Raw genomic sequence first — 18,240 nt, 5'->3', positions numbered from 1 at the left:
CCGATCTAAACACCATTTTAACCGGCGGCATGGCCTTCCCTCGGGAGAAGGCCATGCCGTTCGATCTCATTATTTATAGGCTGCGACCAGATTAGCCGAGTCGCTGTATTCGCGGAACCGGGCCACCTTGCCGTTTCGAACGGTGAAGACCATCGCCCATTCGGTCTCATACATCTTCCCTGTCGCCTTCGCCTTCCCCTTGTAATAACCGAGTGCGACGACCTTGTCTCCTTGCGCCACATACTCCCTCGGCTCAAATTGTTGAATGTCCGATCCGGTCGCCACCTTCTCAAAAAAGGCAGCCACCTGATCACGGCCCCGGTGCGGCCCGGCATGGGGAATCTCTTTCGGCCCAATCATCTGCCAATCGACCTCTTCGGTGAGAGAATTGATAATCGTCGGAATGTCTCCTTTTCCAAATGCGGCATACATCTTCTGAACCACCTCTATATTCTCTTTCTCGCTCATCGTCTCCTCCTTATGAAGGCCCTCCTTTCGAAAGGCCGGATGAATGATCATTTTGGATAACGGCTTCACCTGCGGATTACAAAGTCGAATCTATAACAGAGCGGCACCGGGAACAATCCCCCTACATGGGGGGAGCCCGGTTGATCGTCCCGAGGTCGAAAGGATAGAATACAGAGGGTCTTCCGATAGTAACTCCCTTCATCCTTGCCTGATAAGGAGGTTCCGATGAGCGTGCATGTTTATGGCTGTGGTCACCTTGCGATTGAAGTCGACGATCTACAGAAGGGAATTGCCTTTTACCAAGATGTCTTCAATCTCGAGAAGCTCGACGATGGGGAGGGGGACGCCTTCTTCAAGCTCGGCGCCCATCAATTTCTGGCGATGTTTGAGGTCGACGAGGTCACCCCCGATCGAACGCGCCACTTCGCCCTCATCGTCCGTGACGACAAGCAGGTCGCCGAAGTTCGTGAAAAGGTCTCCAAGAAATATGGATTGAAATTGGAGCCGAGGTTCCGGTGCGACTTCCGCGATCCGTTCGGCAATCGGATACAGGTGATCGATTTACATGACGAGTCGATGGTCTGGCTGCTCCCCTACCAGGAGGTACAGAAAGCGGGGATTACCTTTTCGGATTAACGCCTTCTGTGGGAGGGTGGTCTGGAAGGGTCCCTTAAAATACATTATTAACGATACTTCTCCGGATACTCGTGATACGATGTCTCTGTCCCGATCGCGAGCGGAACGGAAAGGCTTGCCGTCGGAGACAAAAAAATGAACCGAAAGGACCCCCATGACGGCCGACGAAAAGATAGCAATGATGACAAAGGCGATTAATCAGGCGATCCACGTGATGGAACATGATTTTGAGTCGAGCAAAGGAGATGTCGCAAGGGCGCTGTTGGGATTGAAGAACAGCGTCGCCAAAGAACCGGCAACGTCGACCTCCGCTTCCGACGCCAAAACGCGCTAAGGCAATCGATCCACGCGGTCGCTTTCTCGCTTTATCCGATGGCCAAAAAATGGGGTTGGAGTCTCTTAAAAGAATCTCCGATGAGGGCACTCTGACCCCCGTTTACTAAGTATAAATGAGACCGCGCCGGACGAAGCCCCTCCGGCTCCTTTAAATTCCGGCCCCTTCCAATACTGTAAACCGGTACTCCAACCGATTGCTCTTCCGTCCCGTCTGATTGCGCACATAAACCTCAAAGCGATGCGTCTGCCGGGCCGCGGTCGGAGGAACCTCGCCTCGCCCGGTATAGATTCCATCCCCCTTTACGAGATCCCCCGCCAACCCATCATCCCGAAGCGGCACCGCGATTGTCTCCCTTCCTTCCCTAATCTGATGGAGCAGGGGAATTGCTCCTTTCTGGCTTGCGATCCGAACCGACAGCGTATAGACAGACCCGGCCGGGCCCGACGTCGGCGAGACCGTCAGATCGGAGATCATCGGGTCGGAAGGCTCCACCAAGGAAAGAGGAAGGGGAAAGATCAGTGCGATCGCAATGAGCGCCATCGAATGTTTCATGGCGGCTCCTTGTTTAAGGAAGAAGGGAGAGGAGAAGATGGAACCGATCCGAGGGACGATCTCGGCTGTTGCAATCAAATCAGGGCAGCGCGCACCGACAAAGCGCTGAAGAATAAACTTTTTGAATAGGCCCGGACCGATCATCCAGAAACCCTCAAGTCGATGACGCCCGAAAAAAGGTCGGAGATTGAGAAGACAAGCAATTCACCGGAAGCTGAGATCACCTCAGCGAATAACAGCGCTCGCCGTTTCTACATCAAATACCGAACACCGATTGCAATCGGCACGGCGCGGAAGCTGCTCCCGGCCTTGTCCGGGGTGCCGTGATCTTCGTATTTCGCTTCGAGGAAGAAGATGAAGCTCGTATAGGTGAGAAGGTCGGCGCCGACGCCGACCGAGTAGGCGAATTGAACGCTCCGATCGGCGACCGAGGCGCCGTTGAAGGCGGCGCCGTTATATTGTGTGGCGCCGATATCGACCCGCAGGTAAGGATTGATCCCCCCCGCCTTCTGGGGTAGCTCCGGCGCGAGGAGATAGGCTTTGATCCCGGCGTAGAGGGAGAGGAGGGTCTGATCATTAAATCGGCCGGTCTCAGATCCAAAGGTGAGCTCCTTTCCATGGTATTGATGGTAAGCCGTCCCGGCATAAAGGGCGAAGTGCGGGGTGACCCGATAGGCGAACTCGAGCAAGGCCCCCTGCCCATTCTCATACAGGTCCGACCAGTTGGTCCCCGACTCTTCCTCACCGATCGGAATGCTGTACAGATAGGCCGCCGAAAGATCGAACCGCTTCGCCTCCTCCTCCGCCGCTGCCGATGCGGAGATAAACACCATAAGGAACAACACGCCGGCAGCGACCTGCCAACATTGCCGAACCGACTCCCGCAGCCAATATCCTCGCAACCGAATCATTCGATTCCGCCCCTCCTCTCCGATGACGCCGACGGCGTCATGATGGTCTGTCCTCCCGAATAGACTGAAGAAAAACAGACCCATCATAGCGAAACAAACCGGCAAATGCAATTTTATGCGTAATGAAAATCCGAGCAGGCACATCGAATATCCCCACGTCCCATTTCGGTCTTTATTATAGCTGCTTTTCACGATTCCTATTCGGGAAATCCCTCCAGGGAACACTTTTCAATTGACAGGAGGAGCAAACGACGCTATTTTTACGCCATGTCGCGATCCGCTGCCGTTCTCGTCAGTTTTTTTTCTCTCCTTCTGATCTCCCTTCTATTATTATTGCCGAACCCTCCTTCGGCGTCGGCCAATCCTGGATTCGCCCGCAAGTTCGGCTTCTCATGCGTGATGTGTCATGCCGGTTTCCCGAAGCTCAATCCGTTCGGAGAAGCCTTCGCGAAAAACGGCTATCAAATGCCGGGGGGCGATGTCACCACCCAATCGCAGTCGTTCGGCGACTCCAATCTCAGTCTCGAAAAAAATCTCAATCTGGCGGTTCGTGTCGACAGCTATCTTCGTTATCGTGCCGACACCTCCGTTCACAGTGATATCGAGTCGCCGTTTTTGGTCAAGCTCTTCATCATCGGCTACTTGGCAAAGGATATCACCTTCTACTCTTATTTCTTGGCGGGAGAAGGGGGAGAGGTGGTCGGGATGGAGGATGCCTTTCTTTACCTCAGTCATCTCGGTGGAACCGACTCCTATCTTCAGATCGGGCAATTCCAGGTGATGGATCCGGTCTACTCACGCGAGCAGCGGTTGACCTTCCAAGACATTGAGATTTACGTGACCCACGTCAGTAAAAGCAATTTCGAATTGACCTACCAACGGGGAGCGACCCTCTCATACGGGTATGGCCCCGTTGATTTTGTGCTGGGGGCGGTGAATGGGAATGGGATCGGTCGCCAAGATCAAAACGGAAATTTCGATAACAACAGCCCCAAGGACATCTTCGGGAGGCTGGGATTTTCCGCCGGGCCGGTCACGGCCGGCCTCTTCGGTTATTTGGGAAGGGAAAGAGAAGAGACGACCCGCCTCGACAATACGATTACCCGCTATGGTCCGGACCTCAGAATCCGAAATTGGATTAAAGGGCTCGATCTTCGCTCTCAATGGCTCTTCGGTAGAGAGGCCAATCCCGACTTCCTCGTTCCGGCTGAGCGGGCCCGGTTGTCGGGAGGATTTGTCGAACTTGATTATCATTTCAATTCCGACTGGACCGGGATTCTCCTCTACAACGACGTCTCCTCAAAAGATCGCGCCGCTGTCGGAAAGCGTCTGGGAACGGTCAACCTGACCCATTATTTCCGGAGAAACATGAAAGCTTTTTTGGAGTACACCCACGACTTTAAAAAAGTGTCCGATGCTCACCCGGAAAAGACCGATACCGCGCTGCTCGGTCTTGTCTTCGCCTTCTGAGCCCTCCCCTTCCACGCACGAAGCGGCAGCGCCCGACGGCCTTCCCTATTTGGAATCTCCCCGCTTCACCATCGGATACCCCGCCGCACGCCAGGCTTTGATTCCTCCCGCCATCGACTTCACATTCGTATATCCCATCTTTTGAAGGTTGTCGGCCGCCAGCGCCGAGCGATATCCGCCCCCGCAGTAGACCACGATCTCCGCTCCCTTGTCCGGAATCAGCTTCTCAATATCACGCTCCAGAATGCCCCGTCCCAGATGTTCCGCCCCGGCCGCATGGTCTTCAATCCACTCATGATCTTCCCGCACGTCGATCAAACGAAAGGGAGCGCCGGCATCCCGCTTCGCTTTTACCTCCGCAATCGTGCACTCTTCGATTCGTCTCCTCGCCTCTTCCGCCAGCTGTAAAAATCCCGGATTGTGTATCATCTTGCCTCTTACTCCAAATAGGTTGAATAAAGTGCCCTCTGCTTTTGCAATATTCAATTGGAATCTTGGATGCGATATGATACGGCAGGGCCGAAAACAAAGTCAATTTGAAGCTTGACGTCCTTAGGGGTATCTGTTACCCTCTGACCCGATTACATCATTCAGTATTCCTTTCTAAGGAGGCGATTGTGGCCGTCGCACCGGACGATCAACGGGCGTCAAAGCGGGTTCCCTTCATTCAAGATGTGGAGGTGGTCGGTGTGGGAATGCGCCGGGCGATGGATCTGAGCACCGGCGGAATGTATATTGAAATGGTGGCAAACTTCGTGGAAGGAAACGAGTTGGACCTTCGCTTTAAGCTGAACAGCGCCGACAAAGAAGAAATCCGGGTCCGCGCCCGGGTTCTCTACATTCATCCGGGAATGGGCGCCGGCCTCCGCTTCCTCAACCTCTCCCCCCCAGACAGATCGCGAATCGAAAAATGGATCAGCGAGAAGTAACCGGCCCTCTAACGGCTCGGTACGGTCTGACCTGAACTTTGCAGAAGACCCCCTCCTTCTCATCCGGGGTGCGGTCCAAACCGTCTCGCACGGCAGCGGCCTCATCCTTGAGGATATATTCGCCGCCCGTATGCGCTTGCGGCGTGATCCCTGAATTGGGGTCTCCCGTTGCAAGCCGCGCTGCAAACATCTTATACCGCTCCTCCTTGACCCGGTCGTGAGAGCGCACCTCCAGTCCGACCAAAACCGGTGCGCGGTCAGCACGTTGTTCGGGCAAAAACATATGGCAGAGCGGACACTGTGCTTTTCCGATCGGAACCCCTCCACTTCCAAAATCAGGATCTTCGGTTCCGAAAACCAGAACTTTTCCGACTAATGCCAGTCTCTCTGCAGAAATCTCACTTGCATCTGTGTGAGCCGCCTTTACAGGAGCCGGTGTTTGTTTTGGCGTTTCTTTCGGAGCGGGGGGAGGAGAAGGGCTGTTACAAGCTGAAAAGAAAAAGAAGGCAATCAAAAAATCGGGCCGGCCGGCGGCAGTCTCGCTGGCATCAGTAAATACTCCGAAGATGAATAAGATCGATGAATAAGGATCGGGCCCTCGTTATTCTATCCGAGGAATCTCTTTTTGTCTTAAGGGTACCGGTCTTTGGGCGGGCGCGGAGGCGGTCTCTTGACCCGCGTTCGCGAAAAACCGTACGATAAGAGTGAACGGTTTTGCGACAGGACGGGGAGGTCCAACGTAAAGGAGCGACGTTCATATGAAAACGAGATATGCACTTGGGGTCTTTGCGCTTGCCGTCGGCCTGTTTGCGGCACAGACCAATTTAGGATGGGCCGATTCAGGTCACCCCGATAAAGCGCCGGCGGCCTCGAAAGGGTCTTCAAAGAGCGCCGATCAAAATGCGGCGGCCAATTGCCCTCCGGGATTGAACGGGCAGCTGCCGTCGAGCAGTGAGCAGGCGGCCGGGATTGACAATCAAACAACCGGCAGACGCGATCAGGCGGTCGGCAACGACAGCCCGCTCACCAAAAATTCCAACAAAGAAACACCCGATCTGGGACATACCCCTTGCCCGCCAGCCGACTCCGATAAAGGGAGCGGATCATCGGCCGGAAAGGACAAACCGGCCTCAAAAGGGGGAGCCCAGAGCGAGGCCAACCCCGCTGGCAAAACAAAATAGTTTTTATTTACACCAAACGCTCCACCGAAAAGGCCGGGGCCGGTGAGACCCTGCCGGCTCCGGCCCGAGCGCTTGCCCGAATCCCGATCCGCATCCCCTGCACTGAATGCAGCGAACCTCGAAGAAAGACCCTGAGAATTTTTTACTATTACGAGAATTGATACGGGAGAAAGAGGATAAAGGTCGATCCATCGCCGTATTTGCTTTGGACATGAATCTCGCCGTGCAGGTAGGAGACCAACTCCTTGACGATGGTTAAACCGAGACCGACCCCGCCATACTCTCGGGTGAGGTCGCCGTCGGCTTGATGAAAGGCATCGAAGATCTTCGGAAGTTGCTCCGGGTGGATCCCGATCCCGCTGTCTTGAATCCTAATTTCAACCCCCTCTTTTCTGGCGCGCTCCTCCACGGTGACAACGATCTTGCCGTTATTGGTGAATTTGATGGAGTTGGAGATCAGATTGACGAGAATCTGCTTGACCTTTCCCCCATCGCTCTGAATCTTCGGCACCTCGGCGGGGAGGTGAAGTTCAGCCGATAACGCTTTCTCATCCAAAAGGGGTTTCGCCGCGGTGAAGATCTCTTCCATCAAAGGACCGAGACGCACCGTCTCGAGTTGAAGGGAGAGCTTCCCCGCTTCAATCCGGGAGAGGTTCAGCAGATCATCCACCAGATGAAGCAGGTCCTTTGCGTTTCGGGAGACCGCCTCCAGCGAAGCGCGCTGCGCCCGTTGGAGCTCCCCGTACGCTTCATCGAGCAGCAGATAGGTATATCCGATGATGCTGTTGAGCGGCGTTCGTAATTCGTGGGAGACATTCGAGACGAAATGGGACTTCAGCCGGCTCGCCTCCTGCGCCTCCTGGGTCTTTCTCTTCAACAGCTCTTCCGCCCGCTTCCGCTCGCTGATGTTGGTGAGGCTCACCACACAGCCGATCTTCCGGCTGCCGGCCCCGAAGAGTCTTCCGGCGCTGACCAAAAGGTTGAAGGTCTCCCCGTCCTCGCGTGTAAACCGCGCCTCCACCCCCTGGATCTCCTCCCCCTCCAGGACAGAGGAGATCGAGAAGGGTTGGCCCTTCGCATCGCTTTCCTCCGAGAGCGTTCCATTTTCATCGGAAATCAGCCGAAGCGGGAAAATCGTATCAAAGCGCTGAAGCATCGGGTTTCGGTCGCAGAGCCCATGCGCCATCCGGCTGGCGCGGATGATCCGTCCTCCCTCGTCGCAGACGACGATCGCCTCCGCCGCCTGATCCAAAATCGAGCGGGCGAGCTTCTCCGCGGCGACGATCTCTTCGTTCCGCTTCTGCTCGGTCAAATCGGTGATGACCAAGCCGATCCGGCGGACCTGATCGAGCTCGATCCGGTTGACCGAGAGATAGGCGGAAAGGAGATTTCCCTCTCCCGTTTTCAGCGCCATTTCCCCCTTGCGGGTCCCCTTCCCCGCTTCCCTGAGAAGCGCTTCGAAGGTCGCTTGATCTTTCGGCGCGATGAAGGGAGCGATCGGATGGCCGATCACCTTCTCCAGCGGCACCCGGAGCATTTTGGAGAAAAAGCGGTTGGCATAGAGGATGGTGCCGTCGTCGGACAACACCGCCGCGGCCTCGTCCATCGCCTCGATGAGGATCCGATAGGTGTGGTCCGCCCCCTGGAGCGTGAAGATCCGAGGCCCCTCTTTTCCGTTGACAATGAGGGCGTCGACCTCGCCCTGCCGGATCGCGCGGAGGGTCTCCTCCGCCTCCGCAAGGCGGGTCCGCAGCGTCTCCACCTCTTCGGCCAGCGCTTTCTTTGTGACCCCCTTCGTATTCATGGCTGATTTTCGGCCGGCAGCCCCAATCCGAGAAGAAGGCGGTTTCGGTCCGAGAGGTCCCCGACCAGCCTTCTTTGCACCGGGGTTCTCATGATGAGCGTCGGCACCGCGACGATCCCCTCTTTCTTTGCGAGGGACGGCTGCTGATAGAGATCGAATATCTCCAGATTGTATCTCCCCTTTAGGTATGTTTCGCATAGCTCCTTCAGGTTAATAATGGCGCGCGTCGACTGCGGCGTCGCCCCCGTCACAAAGAGGCGAAGGTGATACGCCTCGCGCGGGATGCGCTCCGACGGCAGGTCGGAGGCCGCGGCTCTTTTTGTGCTCTCTCCGCTCACGCTCAGGGTCTCTGCTTTCCGATCGGACGGAGGTCGAGTCCGACCAGCACCCGGTCTGCATTCGAGAGGTCGCCGATGATTTTCTTCACCGGCGGGGGAAGCCTTCGAACCAGCGTCGGCGTCGCGATGATCTGATCCCCGCGGGCGAGCTGCGGGCTCTTTAAAAGATCGACGACCTCAATCCGGTACTTCCCCTCAAGATGCGCCTCACAAATTCGCTCCAGATTGGACAAGGCGGTGACCGATTTCGGGGTTTGTCCCGCCACATACAGGCGCAAGGTCCAAACCTTCTGGCTCGGGGCCGCTTTCAAGGCCTCTCCTGTTTTCTTCGGCTTCATTTTAGCTTTCCTCGATTAGTGGCCGTTGGAGCGGGCCGGAGCCCTGCGGCTTTGGGCCAGATCGGCCCGGTCTCGCCCCTCGCGTTCCATCCGGCGTTTTTCCTCTTCAGAAATCCGATAAAACTCTTTCTCCTCCGTCTCCAGCTCCGCCCGCAGGGCCGCGATCTGCGCCTCCAACACTTTGCGTTTGCGGAACGAATCGCGCTCCCTGCGCTCGCTCTCCCGCTGCTGCGCCAGGTGGAACGCACGGTCCTGCGCTTCCTGCGAAACCCGCGCCGAGCCGGTCAACACCCCGCTGGGACTGAGGTAAACATCGAGCAGGCGAATCCCCCGGCTCGTAAAGATGAACTCCCGGATTTGGTTCGAATGGGCCATCCCTCGGGATTTAAGCACCTCCACGATCCGGTTGCGCTCCCCGCCGCTCTCCAGATCCTGCAGCATGATCCAGGTGTCGATGAGGGAGGAGATGCCGACCTCGGTCTGAGCGACCGAATGTCCACTGATGACGAGGCTGGTGAAAAGGGCCGTGACGTCGTGCATCTTTAAAAAACTGATCAGGCGGGTCAGCATGAGTTGGACTTCGGAGGTCTGTCCGACCGACGTCAGGTTGGTGACCGGATCGATGATAATGACGCTCGGCTTAAATTCGCTGATCAGCTTGTGCATCATGACGAGATGCATCTCCAGCCCGGAAAGGGTCGGGCGCGCCGCATGAAATTTCAGCAGCCCTTTTTTCACCCACGGCTCCAGGTGAAGGCCGATCGATCGCATATTGCGCAGGATCTGGGGAACCGACTCTTCGAATGTAAAATAGACGCATCGCTCTCCCTGACGGCTGGCGGCGTGGGCGAAATGGGAGGCGATGCTCGTCTTTCCGGTTCCGGCGGTGCCGGTGATCAAAATCGTGCTCCCTCGATAAAAACCTTTCGCCCCCAACATCTCATCGAGCCCGGCGATGCCGGAGGAGATCCGCTCCGTCGGGGCGGCATGTTCTAATTTATAAGAGGTGATCGGGAGGACCGAGATCCCGCCCTCTTCAATCAGAAAAGGGTATTCATTGGTTCCGTGTGCCGAGCCGCGGTACTTCACCACCCGCAGCCGCCGCGTCGAGAGCTCGTCTTTCACCCGATGGTCGAGGAAGATCACACAGTCGGAGACATACTCCTCCAGGCCCTGCCGCGTGAGGGTGCCGATCCCCTGCTCACCGGTCACCACGGCGGTCAGCCCTTGGTCTTTCAGCCACTGAAAGAGCCGCCTCACCTCCGACCGAAGGATCGCTTCGTTCGTCAACCCCGAGAAGAGCGATTCGATCGTATCGAGCACCACCCGCCGGGCGCCCACCGACCGGACCGCCTCTTCAATCCGAATGAAGAGCCCTCCGAGGTCATACTCTCCGATCTCTTCCATTTCATTCCGGTCGACATGGATATAATCGACCACGATTTTCTTTTTCGAGATTAGATTCGGGAGGTTGAAACCGACGGCGGCGATGTTCTCGACGATCTCGTCCGGCCGCTCCTCAAACGAGAAAAAGGCCCCCGGCTCATTATAGTGAACCGCCCCGTTGATGAGGAACTCCATCGCCAGCAGCGATTTTCCACAGCCGGCCCCCCCGCAAAGGAGGGTCAGGCGTCCCTTCGGCAGCCCCCCTCCGGTGATCTCATCCAATCCTGTGATTGCCGTCGGAGATTTTGCTACCCCATCCCCTCGGCGAACGATCTTCCTCTTAGAGCGCATTCGATCTCCCCGTTTGTTTATATGCTGCGGAAAGGTGTGGGACCCGGTTCAAGGAAATCGATTTTATACGACAAAAATGGCCGTGCCTGACACATAACCATTGCGTGCCACTATTGAAATCGCAGCACTACGATCTCGTGGAAGAGCATCCCGTTGAATAGGTAATGGTGTATGTCGCAAAAACCGGCAGGAAGAACAAAGGCCGGCTGCCGATTATCCGATCGGAGCCTTCTCCCCCACATGTCCAAGTGGATAGCAGATCGAGATGAGCCGATCCGGATCCCTGCACAGTAGCTTGTTGGCTACTGTAAAAATTATAGCGTAGGCGTTTTGTAATTTTCAATACCAAGAGATGTTTTCTGTCCAAAAAATAACCGAACAGCAGGCGCCGCCTCCTCGATAAAGCAAGCGCGGCTTGAATAGGTCCGGGAAAATACGCTAAGGTGCAATTAGGACCCTCGCTATTTTGAACTGGAGAGAACGATGGACTACGTAAAACTGGGACGAACGGGACTCAAGGTCAGCCGTCTCTGTCTCGGGACGATGAACTTCGGGCCGGAGACGGACGAAAAGGAAAGTCATACCATCATGGATCAAGCGTTGGAGCTCGGAATCAACTTTTTCGATACCGCCAACGTATACGGCTGGAAGCGGGGCGAAGGCTGGACCGAGCAGATCATCGGACGTTGGCTCGCCCAAGGAGGCCGGCGGGAAAAGATCGTCTTGGCGAGCAAAGTGTATGGGCGGATGGGCGAGGGAGAGAACGACCGGCGCCTTACGGCCTATCATATCCGACGCGCCTGCGAAGAGAGCCTCCGGCGCTTGCAGACCGACCATCTCGACCTGTATCAGATGCACCACATCGACCCGGAGACGCCGTGGGAGGAGATCTGGCAGGCAATGGAAATTTTAGTGCAGCAGGGAAAAGTCCTTTATGTCGGAAGCAGCAACTTCCCCGCCTGGCAAATCGCCACCGCCAACCAGCTTGCCGCGCAACGCCATTTTCTCGGATTGGTCAGCGAGCAGAGCATCTACAGCCTGGAGAACCGGATGATCGAGCTGGAGGTGATCCCCGCCTGCCGCGCCTACGGCCTCGGTGTGCTCCCCTACAGCCCGCTCGCCGGCGGCCTGCTGGCCGGCGCCCTCGCCAAAGCAAAAGAAGGACGGCGAAGCGGCGAGGAATTTCAAGCGGAAGTGGGAAAATACCGCGCCCGATTGACCCAATACGAAGCCCTTTGCAAAAAACTCGGCGAATCCCCTTCGGCGGTTGCGCTCGCCTGGGTGCTCTCCAACCCCGTCGTGACCGCCCCGATCATCGGCCCGCGGACGATGGACCAACTCACCGGCTCCCTACAGGCCCTTAAACTGACCCTCGACGATGAAACAAAAAAGACCCTCGATACCCTCTGGCCCGGCCCCGGCGGAGAAGCCCCGGAGGCGTACGCATGGTGAGCGCGATTGCGAAATGCCGATTTCGGATTGCGGATTCAGATTTCAGAATGGAGGAGAAGAGAGCGATCCGCCATCAGCTCTCAGCCGTCGGCGAAAGAATTAAATCTCTAAGCTGCGGCGTCCGGGAAGCCCAAGGAGGCGCGACGAGGCGCCCCGCAGCGGGTGTGGGGTAGAACCCCATGGTTTCTGCCCTGCGACGAAAATCGATCAGGCCCCCTACAAAGCCCCCCATTCCCCATGTTATAATCCGGTTATAATTCGATTGATAGCCCCTCATCCTGAGGATAACACCGATGCTCCCCTTCTTTCTCCTCTGGTCTGCGCTCTTCATCCCAACCCGCACCGCGCAAACCCCCACCGCGCAATCCCCCACCGCGATCGAAGAGATCCAATCGATCATCCAACAACAGCTCGACGCTTTCAACTTGAACGACTACGAGACCGCCTATCACCTCGCCTCCACCCAGGTCCGAAACCAATTCTCGCCAGATCAATTCCAAGAGCGGATTCGGACCGACTATCCGCAACTGACCAAGAGCCTCCGGCTGACCTTCGACCAAATCGACCTCGACACCGGCCGAACCCACGCCGTCGCCCGGATCGAAGTGACCGGCTTCAACCACAAAAAAATCACCGCCGAGTATCAACTGATCCATGAAGACGAGGGATGGAAGATCGACCAGATGGCGATCGTCCCGCTGCGCGCCTCCATCAGGGGAAGGAGCTCTTAAATGGCACTCCGCGCGACCCGAATCGGAGTGATCTCAGACACCCACGGACGGCTCGACCCCAAGGTGTTACAGATCTTCGCAGGCGTCGATCACATTATCCATGCAGGGGATATTGGGGGCGAGGCGGTCTTGAAGGGGCTCGCGCAGATCGCGCCGGTGATCGCCGTCCGGGGGAACAATGACGTCGGCCCCCCGCTGAACCAGCTTCCCGACCTGGAGCGGATCGCGTGGGAAGGGAGGGAGATCGTTTTAATCCACAACTTGAAGGATTATTTAAAGCCGACCGAGGCGATGAAGCAACGGCTGCGCGGGGTTGCGCCCCGGGTGGTGATCTCCGGCCACAGCCACAAAGGGATGGTCGAACAGCGGGAAGAGGTCATCTATTTTAATCCGGGCGGTGCGGGGCCGAAGCGTTTTTCGTTGAGACGGTCGGTCGGAATGATGGAACGGCAGGAAGAGACGGTGCGATTCAGCCTGATCTTCTTGGAAGAGGGACGGCCGCTCCGGCGGCGCTTTCCCCTTCCGGTGCAACCCGGCGCGGCGCTGTTTAAGGATCAAACGTCGATGCATCGGCAATAAAGCCCGACGCGTTCCGGTGCCCGCCGCCGCCGTGACGTTGGGCGATTTCGGACACGTCGATTCCCCCCTCCCGGGAGCGGAGCGCCACCGACCGTTTGCCGTCGGCCCGGGCAAACCAGGCGACCCCGAAGGGGCGTCCCTCCGCCAGCTTGCCGGCCACCTCCGAGAGCAACACCGGCGTGTTGACCGCCAACACTTTGTGGCCGTCGAGTTCGATCTCCCGCGCCAGCCGGACGATCGCTTTAATCAGCTGATCTTCATAACGGACGATCGCTTTCCCTTCATTCATCAATTCCAAGACATCCCGTTTCGCCAGACCGTCCCAGACATCCATTTTTCTCGGGTAAGAGCGAAGCGCCGAATTGACCTCGCGGGAGTGAGGAAGGACCCAGCGCCACAGATCGCGGTCTTCCGTATAGGCAACCAGCCAGGGGGGCGGCTCTTCCTTCTTGAAGTATTCCCATGCCAACAGCCCGCCTGATTTATTCATGTCGAAATGGCAAAACGGGAGATCGGAGAGGGCCTCCGCATGGGTCTTATGATGGTCGAGGACGACCAGAGAGGCGGCCTGCTCCTTCATCGTCAGAAGGGCCTCGCGCCGATAAGCAAAATCGAAGATCATGACGTCGCGCCCGGTGGCGTCGGGCGGCCCATGCTCATAATCGACCGGCCGAAAGTCGGCGTCGATCCCGAGATGATGCACCACCCAGGCCGCCGAGAAACCATCCGCGCATCCGGCATGGTACAGTACGAGCGGCTTTCGGGACACAGGGGACCGTCCCATTTCCTGGACCATCGGTTTCTCCTCTTTCTCGTTCAGTCGGGGGGCGGTCCGTCGATCGGATAGGCGATCGCCAAATCGGGATTAATCCCCCGCCGGAGTGCCATCTCACGCCCGATTTCAATCATCTGCGAGGCGGTCAACACCACGGAAGCGGTTGAAAAAACCTCTCGATCTTCAATCGCGATATGCTTTTCATAAGCCGCCCGCAACTGCTGGACCAGCGTGAGAAGCCGCTTCCCTTCCCTCGTGGAGAGGGCCCCTTCCATCAGCCACCGCTGAATCAAGACGTCGACCTCTTCGTACATCGACTGGAGGGTCTGGTGCTCGGTCTCCAGCGCGTCGAGGATCGGCCGCGCCGCCACAGCGGAGGGGGGGGTGGCGGCCCTCAGCCGAGGAAAGAGCGACTGTTCCTCATCCTCCGAATGCTTCGGCGCCGCTTCCCGGAAATAACGGAGCGCCGCCTCCAGCGCTTCTCGATCGGCCCGGTGCAGCTCGCCCCCTTGCCGATCGGCTGCCACCGTCATCAACACGTTGAGAAAGTGCTCGATCCGATCGTGACAGCCGCGCAGCCAACCCAATGGGTTTGTAAATGTGATTTCGGGACTCGGCCCGATCTTGATCGGCATGGTTTCCTCCTGCATTATCTCTATCATTTTTATCAGGGTCCGTCACCTCATTTTAACATAACCCTCCATTGAATCCGAGCGTTGCGAATCCGACCCTTGCATTCTTTGACGCACTTTGGCTACCCTGAGTGATATCCTTCACCTCAATCCCAGGAGGACAACATGCCGACCCCCGTCGAACCATCCGCCCCGATGACCCTCTCCGCGACCGATTTAAAACCGCGCGGCCGCGTCTATCCGAGCCCCGCCACCTGGCGGGACCAGACCCTCTATTTTCTCCTCCCCGATCGCTTCAGCGACGGGGAAGAAGCGGGAAGACCGACCTTCGATTGGACCGCGCCGCAAGCACATGCGGCGACCGACCCGGTCCTCTGGCAGACGTCGGGAAGGCGATTCCAAGGGGGTCGTCTCAAAGGAATCGCAAGCAAGCTCGACTATCTGCAAGGACTCGGCGTGACGACCCTCTGGGTCGGGCCGGTCTGGCGACAACGCCCCGACCTCGAGACCTATCATGGTTACGGCATACAAAACTTTTTGGATGTCGATCCGCGGTTCGGCACGCTTCAAGATCTGAGAGACCTCGTCGATGCGGCGCATGACCGCGGGATGTATGTTCTCCTCGACGTGATCTACAACCACTCCGGCAACAACTGGTTCTATGACGACGGCGGAAATCCGGTGACCGACCTCCCCTATCGCTTTCAGCCCCCCTATCCCGTTCATGGATGGCGCTCCGGCACCGGCGATAGCGTTTCGGAGATCGCCTCGCTCGATCAAGGGGTCTGGCCGAAAGAGTTTCAGAATTTAGATTGGTACACCCGCGCCGGACGAATCGGACGGTGGGACCCGGAGCCGTGGGAAGATCCGCTAAATCCCGACGACGAGTTTCGCCGCGGCGACTTCTTCGACCTCAAAGATTTGAACCAGAGCCGGAGCGATGTCCTCTCGGGACTGATCCACGCCTATCAATATTGGATCGCCCTCAGCGACTGCGACGGCTTTCGGGTCGATACGGTCAAACATGTGACGTTCGAAGCCTCTCGGAATTTCTGCGGGGCGATGCACGAGTATGCCGAGTCGATCGGAAAGGAAAATTTCCTTCTGGTCGGCGAGGTGACCGGCGGCGCCGCGTTAACCCGGGATTATCTCGATGTCTTCGGCCGTAACCTCGACGCCGCCCTCGACATCGGCGAACCGACCCGAAACCTCGCCGGCACGGTCAAAGGGCTCTCCGACCCGAATATTTTCTTCAGCCAATTCGGCGGCCACGACCTTTTGGGAAGCCACCGCGAGACAGGACGCTACCATGTCTCGATCCTGGACGACCACGACATGGTCGGGCGGGACGGCAAATACCGCTTCGCCGCGCGAAACGAGATCCCGGACAACGCCGTCCAGGTGGCGCACGCCGTCGGGGTGCAGCTGACGACCCTCGGCATCCCCTGCATTTACTATGGCACCGAGCAGGCGTTCGACGGAACGCAAGATCGGCACAATCCATCGATCGACTCCGGTTTTGAAGACCGCTACATTCGTGAGACGATGTTCGGTGGGACCTTCGGCGCGTTTCAGACCGCCGGCTGCCACTTCTTCAATCCCGATCATCCGAGTTATCTTCGGATCTCCGCAATTGCCCGGATTCGGAATCAAAACAGTTCGGTCGGCCTGGCACTCCGCCGGGGCCGGCAATATCTCCGGGAGACCTCGTTCCTCGGCCAACCTTATCTCATCCCCGGCCCCGGCGAGCTCGCCGCCTGGTCCCGTCTTCTCGTCGGCCAAGAGGTCCTGATCGCCCTGAACACCCACGGCACCGCCCCGCGCGGCGCCGACGTCACCGTCGATGCCTCGCTCCATCCCCCCGGGTCGATGCTGACCTTCCTTTACCGAAGCGATTGGAGCGACACCCAGCTGCGGACCCCCCCTCAGAACAAACGGGTTCCGGTCCTCTACGATCAGGGGCGTGCCACCGTCCGCATCGACCTCCCGCCGGCCGGGATGGCAATCCTCGCCTAGCGGGGGCGGATAGGACCGTTTTCGGATTGCGGATTGAAAATAAGAGGGCAGACAGCGCTCCCCTTTCAATCCGCAATCCGTTTCGGCCACCTAAAATTCGCCCCGCTCCCCTTGACCCTCCCGCTCAATTTTGCAATAATGGTCCGACTTTAGAGGCGTTCATATACCGGGACTGTTCGCTCGCGGGAGGAGAAGACGTTGGCAAGGCTGGGGGTAAACATCGACCATGTGGCGACGGTGCGCGAGGCGCGAAAGGCCCGCCAGCCCGATCCGGTCGCCGCGGCGGTTTTAGCGGAGCTGGCCGGCGCCGACGGCATCGTCATCCACCTTCGGGAAGACCGCCGGCATATCCGCGACCGAGACCTCAAGCTCCTCCGTGAGACCCTACAAACCAAGCTCGATTTAGAGATGGCCGCCACCGACGAAATGATCAAGATCGCGCTGGAGGTCAAACCCGAAATGGTCACACTCGTTCCGGAGCGGCGGCAGGAGCTGACGACCGAGGGGGGGCTGAATGTCATCGCCAACCAGGACGAGCTGAGACGGGCGATCGAGCTCCTTCATGAGGGAGGAATCGAAGTCTCGCTTTTCATCGATCCCGACCCGACGCAGATTAAAGGGTCGCACAAAGCGTCGGCCGATTTTATCGAGATCCACACCGGCCCCTATGCCAACGCCCGGGGACGGGAGCGCCGGACCGAGTTCAACCATATCCTGGAGGCGGCGCGGCTCGCCTCCAAACTCGGCATGGGGGTAAACGCGGGACACGGCCTCGATTATACGAATGTCGCCCCGGTGGCGCAGATCACCGAGATAGAAGAGCTCAATATCGGCCACAGCATCATCGCACGTGCGGTGCTCGTCGGCATGGCGCAGGCGGTTCGGGAGATGAAGGGGCTGATCACCGGTCCCCAAACCTCTTTAGGCTTGTGAGGACCCCGGGGGACCCTTTGGACAGGCAGCGATGACGATCATCGGCATCGGGGTCGATCTGGTTAAGATCTCCCGGATCCAAGAAATATCGGCGCGGTGGGGCGACCGTTTTCTCGATCGGGTCTTCACCCCGGCCGAGCAGGCCTATTGTCTCCGCCGCAAATTCCCGCCGGTCCACCTCTCCGCCCGGTTCGCGGTGAAAGAGGCGATCCTCAAAGCGCTCGGAACCGGACTCCGAATGGGAACCCGCTGGAAGGAGATTGAAACGATCAACAACCCGGCGGGAAAACCGGAGGTGAGGATGTCGGGCCGCACCCGGGAGCTGGCCGATGCGCAGCAGGTCGAAGAGGTCTTCGCCAGCATCACCCACGATCACGACTACTCGATCGCGCAGGTGATCTTAGCGAGGAAGTAGGAATGA

At 57.8% G+C, this 18,240-nt stretch carries 21 protein-coding genes; 11 read left to right on the top strand and 10 right to left on the bottom strand.

All coding sequences use genetic code 11. The features are described 5' to 3' along the window. Positions 1 to 69 precede the first annotated feature (69 nt). Positions 70 to 468: a nuclear transport factor 2 family protein gene (locus HY282_05565; GenBank protein MBI3803214.1), complete on the bottom strand. Its 399-nt coding sequence runs from the start codon at positions 466 to 468 to the stop codon at positions 70 to 72. Positions 469 to 693: 225 nt separating this feature from the next. On the opposite strand from HY282_05565, the gene HY282_05560 reads away from it, so the two are divergent. Then, complete coding sequence (locus tag HY282_05560; GenBank protein MBI3803213.1) at positions 694 to 1,104, top strand: VOC family protein; 411 nt, start codon at positions 694 to 696, stop codon at positions 1,102 to 1,104. Between the two features lie 178 nt (positions 1,105 to 1,282). Continuing rightward, entirely contained in the window at positions 1,283 to 1,438 is a 156-nt protein-coding gene (locus tag HY282_05555) for a hypothetical protein (GenBank protein MBI3803212.1), read from the top strand. Between the two features lie 150 nt (positions 1,439 to 1,588). On the opposite strand, the gene HY282_05550 is transcribed toward HY282_05555, so the two are convergent. Then, positions 1,589 to 2,137: a hypothetical protein gene (locus HY282_05550; protein ID MBI3803211.1), complete on the bottom strand. Its 549-nt coding sequence runs from the start codon at positions 2,135 to 2,137 to the stop codon at positions 1,589 to 1,591. Between the two features lie 107 nt (positions 2,138 to 2,244). After that, on the bottom strand, positions 2,245 to 2,904 hold the full coding sequence (locus tag HY282_05545) for an outer membrane beta-barrel protein (GenBank protein ID MBI3803210.1): 660 nt from the start codon (positions 2,902 to 2,904) through the stop codon (positions 2,245 to 2,247). A gap of 267 nt (positions 2,905 to 3,171) precedes the next feature. On the opposite strand from HY282_05545, the gene HY282_05540 reads away from it, so the two are divergent. Beyond that, a complete protein-coding gene (locus tag HY282_05540; protein MBI3803209.1) occupies positions 3,172 to 4,374 on the top strand; it encodes a hypothetical protein in 1,203 nt (400 codons plus the stop codon). 45 nt (positions 4,375 to 4,419) lie between these two features. Here HY282_05540 and HY282_05535 read toward each other — a convergent pair whose 3' ends face one another. Further along, positions 4,420 to 4,803, bottom strand: a complete 384-nt coding sequence (locus HY282_05535) for a sulfurtransferase (protein ID MBI3803208.1) — start codon at positions 4,801 to 4,803, stop codon at positions 4,420 to 4,422. A gap of 188 nt (positions 4,804 to 4,991) precedes the next feature. On the opposite strand from HY282_05535, the gene HY282_05530 reads away from it, so the two are divergent. Then, on the top strand, positions 4,992 to 5,303 hold the full coding sequence (locus tag HY282_05530) for a PilZ domain-containing protein (protein MBI3803207.1): 312 nt from the start codon (positions 4,992 to 4,994) through the stop codon (positions 5,301 to 5,303). Positions 5,304 to 6,061: 758 nt separating this feature from the next. Further along, a complete protein-coding gene (locus HY282_05525; GenBank protein MBI3803206.1) occupies positions 6,062 to 6,484 on the top strand; it encodes a hypothetical protein in 423 nt (140 codons plus the stop codon). A 148-nt stretch (positions 6,485 to 6,632) separates the two neighbouring features. Here the strand turns inward: HY282_05525 and HY282_05520 are convergent, their stop codons facing one another. From HY282_05520 to kaiC, 4 genes are read right to left on the bottom strand one after another with little or no spacing between them, the layout of a single operon-like run. Continuing rightward, a complete protein-coding gene (locus HY282_05520) occupies positions 6,633 to 8,288 on the bottom strand; it encodes a PAS domain-containing sensor histidine kinase (GenBank protein ID MBI3803205.1) in 1,656 nt (551 codons plus the stop codon). Beyond that, positions 8,285 to 8,587 (bottom strand): circadian clock protein KaiB, encoded by a 303-nt coding sequence (locus tag HY282_05515; GenBank protein ID MBI3803204.1) that lies wholly within the window; start codon positions 8,585 to 8,587, stop codon positions 8,285 to 8,287. Before HY282_05515 ends, HY282_05520 begins: the two co-directional genes overlap by 4 nt. A gap of 41 nt (positions 8,588 to 8,628) precedes the next feature. Beyond that, entirely contained in the window at positions 8,629 to 8,964 is a 336-nt protein-coding gene (gene kaiB / locus HY282_05510) for a circadian clock protein KaiB (GenBank protein MBI3803203.1), read from the bottom strand. Positions 8,965 to 8,979: 15 nt separating this feature from the next. Beyond that, positions 8,980 to 10,701: a circadian clock protein KaiC gene (gene kaiC / locus HY282_05505; GenBank protein MBI3803202.1), complete on the bottom strand. Its 1,722-nt coding sequence runs from the start codon at positions 10,699 to 10,701 to the stop codon at positions 8,980 to 8,982. Positions 10,702 to 11,184: 483 nt separating this feature from the next. Between kaiC and HY282_05500 the strand changes: the two genes are divergently transcribed. The 3 genes from HY282_05500 (at position 11,185) to HY282_05490 (ending at position 13,463) form a co-directional block, all read left to right on the top strand. Then, positions 11,185 to 12,153 carry an aldo/keto reductase gene (locus HY282_05500; protein ID MBI3803201.1) on the top strand — a complete coding sequence of 323 codons (969 nt, stop codon included), beginning with the start codon at positions 11,185 to 11,187 and terminating at the stop codon, positions 12,151 to 12,153. A gap of 293 nt (positions 12,154 to 12,446) precedes the next feature. Then, positions 12,447 to 12,884 carry a DUF4864 domain-containing protein gene (locus HY282_05495; protein ID MBI3803200.1) on the top strand — a complete coding sequence of 146 codons (438 nt, stop codon included), beginning with the start codon at positions 12,447 to 12,449 and terminating at the stop codon, positions 12,882 to 12,884. Continuing rightward, positions 12,885 to 13,463 carry a metallophosphoesterase family protein gene (locus HY282_05490; GenBank protein ID MBI3803199.1) on the top strand — a complete coding sequence of 193 codons (579 nt, stop codon included), beginning with the start codon at positions 12,885 to 12,887 and terminating at the stop codon, positions 13,461 to 13,463. Here the strand turns inward: HY282_05490 and HY282_05485 are convergent. Together HY282_05485 and HY282_05480 are read right to left on the bottom strand one after the other, a co-directional pair. Next, positions 13,432 to 14,259, bottom strand: a complete 828-nt coding sequence (locus tag HY282_05485; GenBank protein ID MBI3803198.1) for a hypothetical protein — start codon at positions 14,257 to 14,259, stop codon at positions 13,432 to 13,434. The genes HY282_05490 and HY282_05485 overlap by 32 nt on opposite strands. Positions 14,260 to 14,279: 20 nt before the next feature. Next, entirely contained in the window at positions 14,280 to 14,873 is a 594-nt protein-coding gene (locus HY282_05480; protein MBI3803197.1) for a hemerythrin domain-containing protein, read from the bottom strand. A gap of 162 nt (positions 14,874 to 15,035) precedes the next feature. Between HY282_05480 and HY282_05475 the strand changes: the two genes are divergently transcribed. From HY282_05475 to acpS, 3 genes are all read left to right on the top strand, one after another. Continuing rightward, on the top strand, positions 15,036 to 16,886 hold the full coding sequence (locus tag HY282_05475; GenBank protein MBI3803196.1) for an alpha-amylase: 1,851 nt from the start codon (positions 15,036 to 15,038) through the stop codon (positions 16,884 to 16,886). A 198-nt stretch (positions 16,887 to 17,084) separates the two neighbouring features. Then, entirely contained in the window at positions 17,085 to 17,819 is a 735-nt protein-coding gene (locus HY282_05470) for a pyridoxine 5'-phosphate synthase (GenBank protein ID MBI3803195.1), read from the top strand. Positions 17,820 to 17,856: 37 nt separating this feature from the next. Beyond that, positions 17,857 to 18,234: a holo-ACP synthase gene (acpS, locus tag HY282_05465; protein MBI3803194.1), complete on the top strand. Its 378-nt coding sequence runs from the start codon at positions 17,857 to 17,859 to the stop codon at positions 18,232 to 18,234. The last annotated feature ends 6 nt before the right edge of the window (positions 18,235 to 18,240 follow it).

It is taken from the genome of Candidatus Manganitrophaceae bacterium, assembly GCA_016200325.1.
Classification (GTDB): domain Bacteria; phylum Nitrospirota; class Nitrospiria; order SBBL01; family Manganitrophaceae; genus Manganitrophus.
This window is presented reverse-complemented; position numbering and strand designations above follow the sequence as displayed.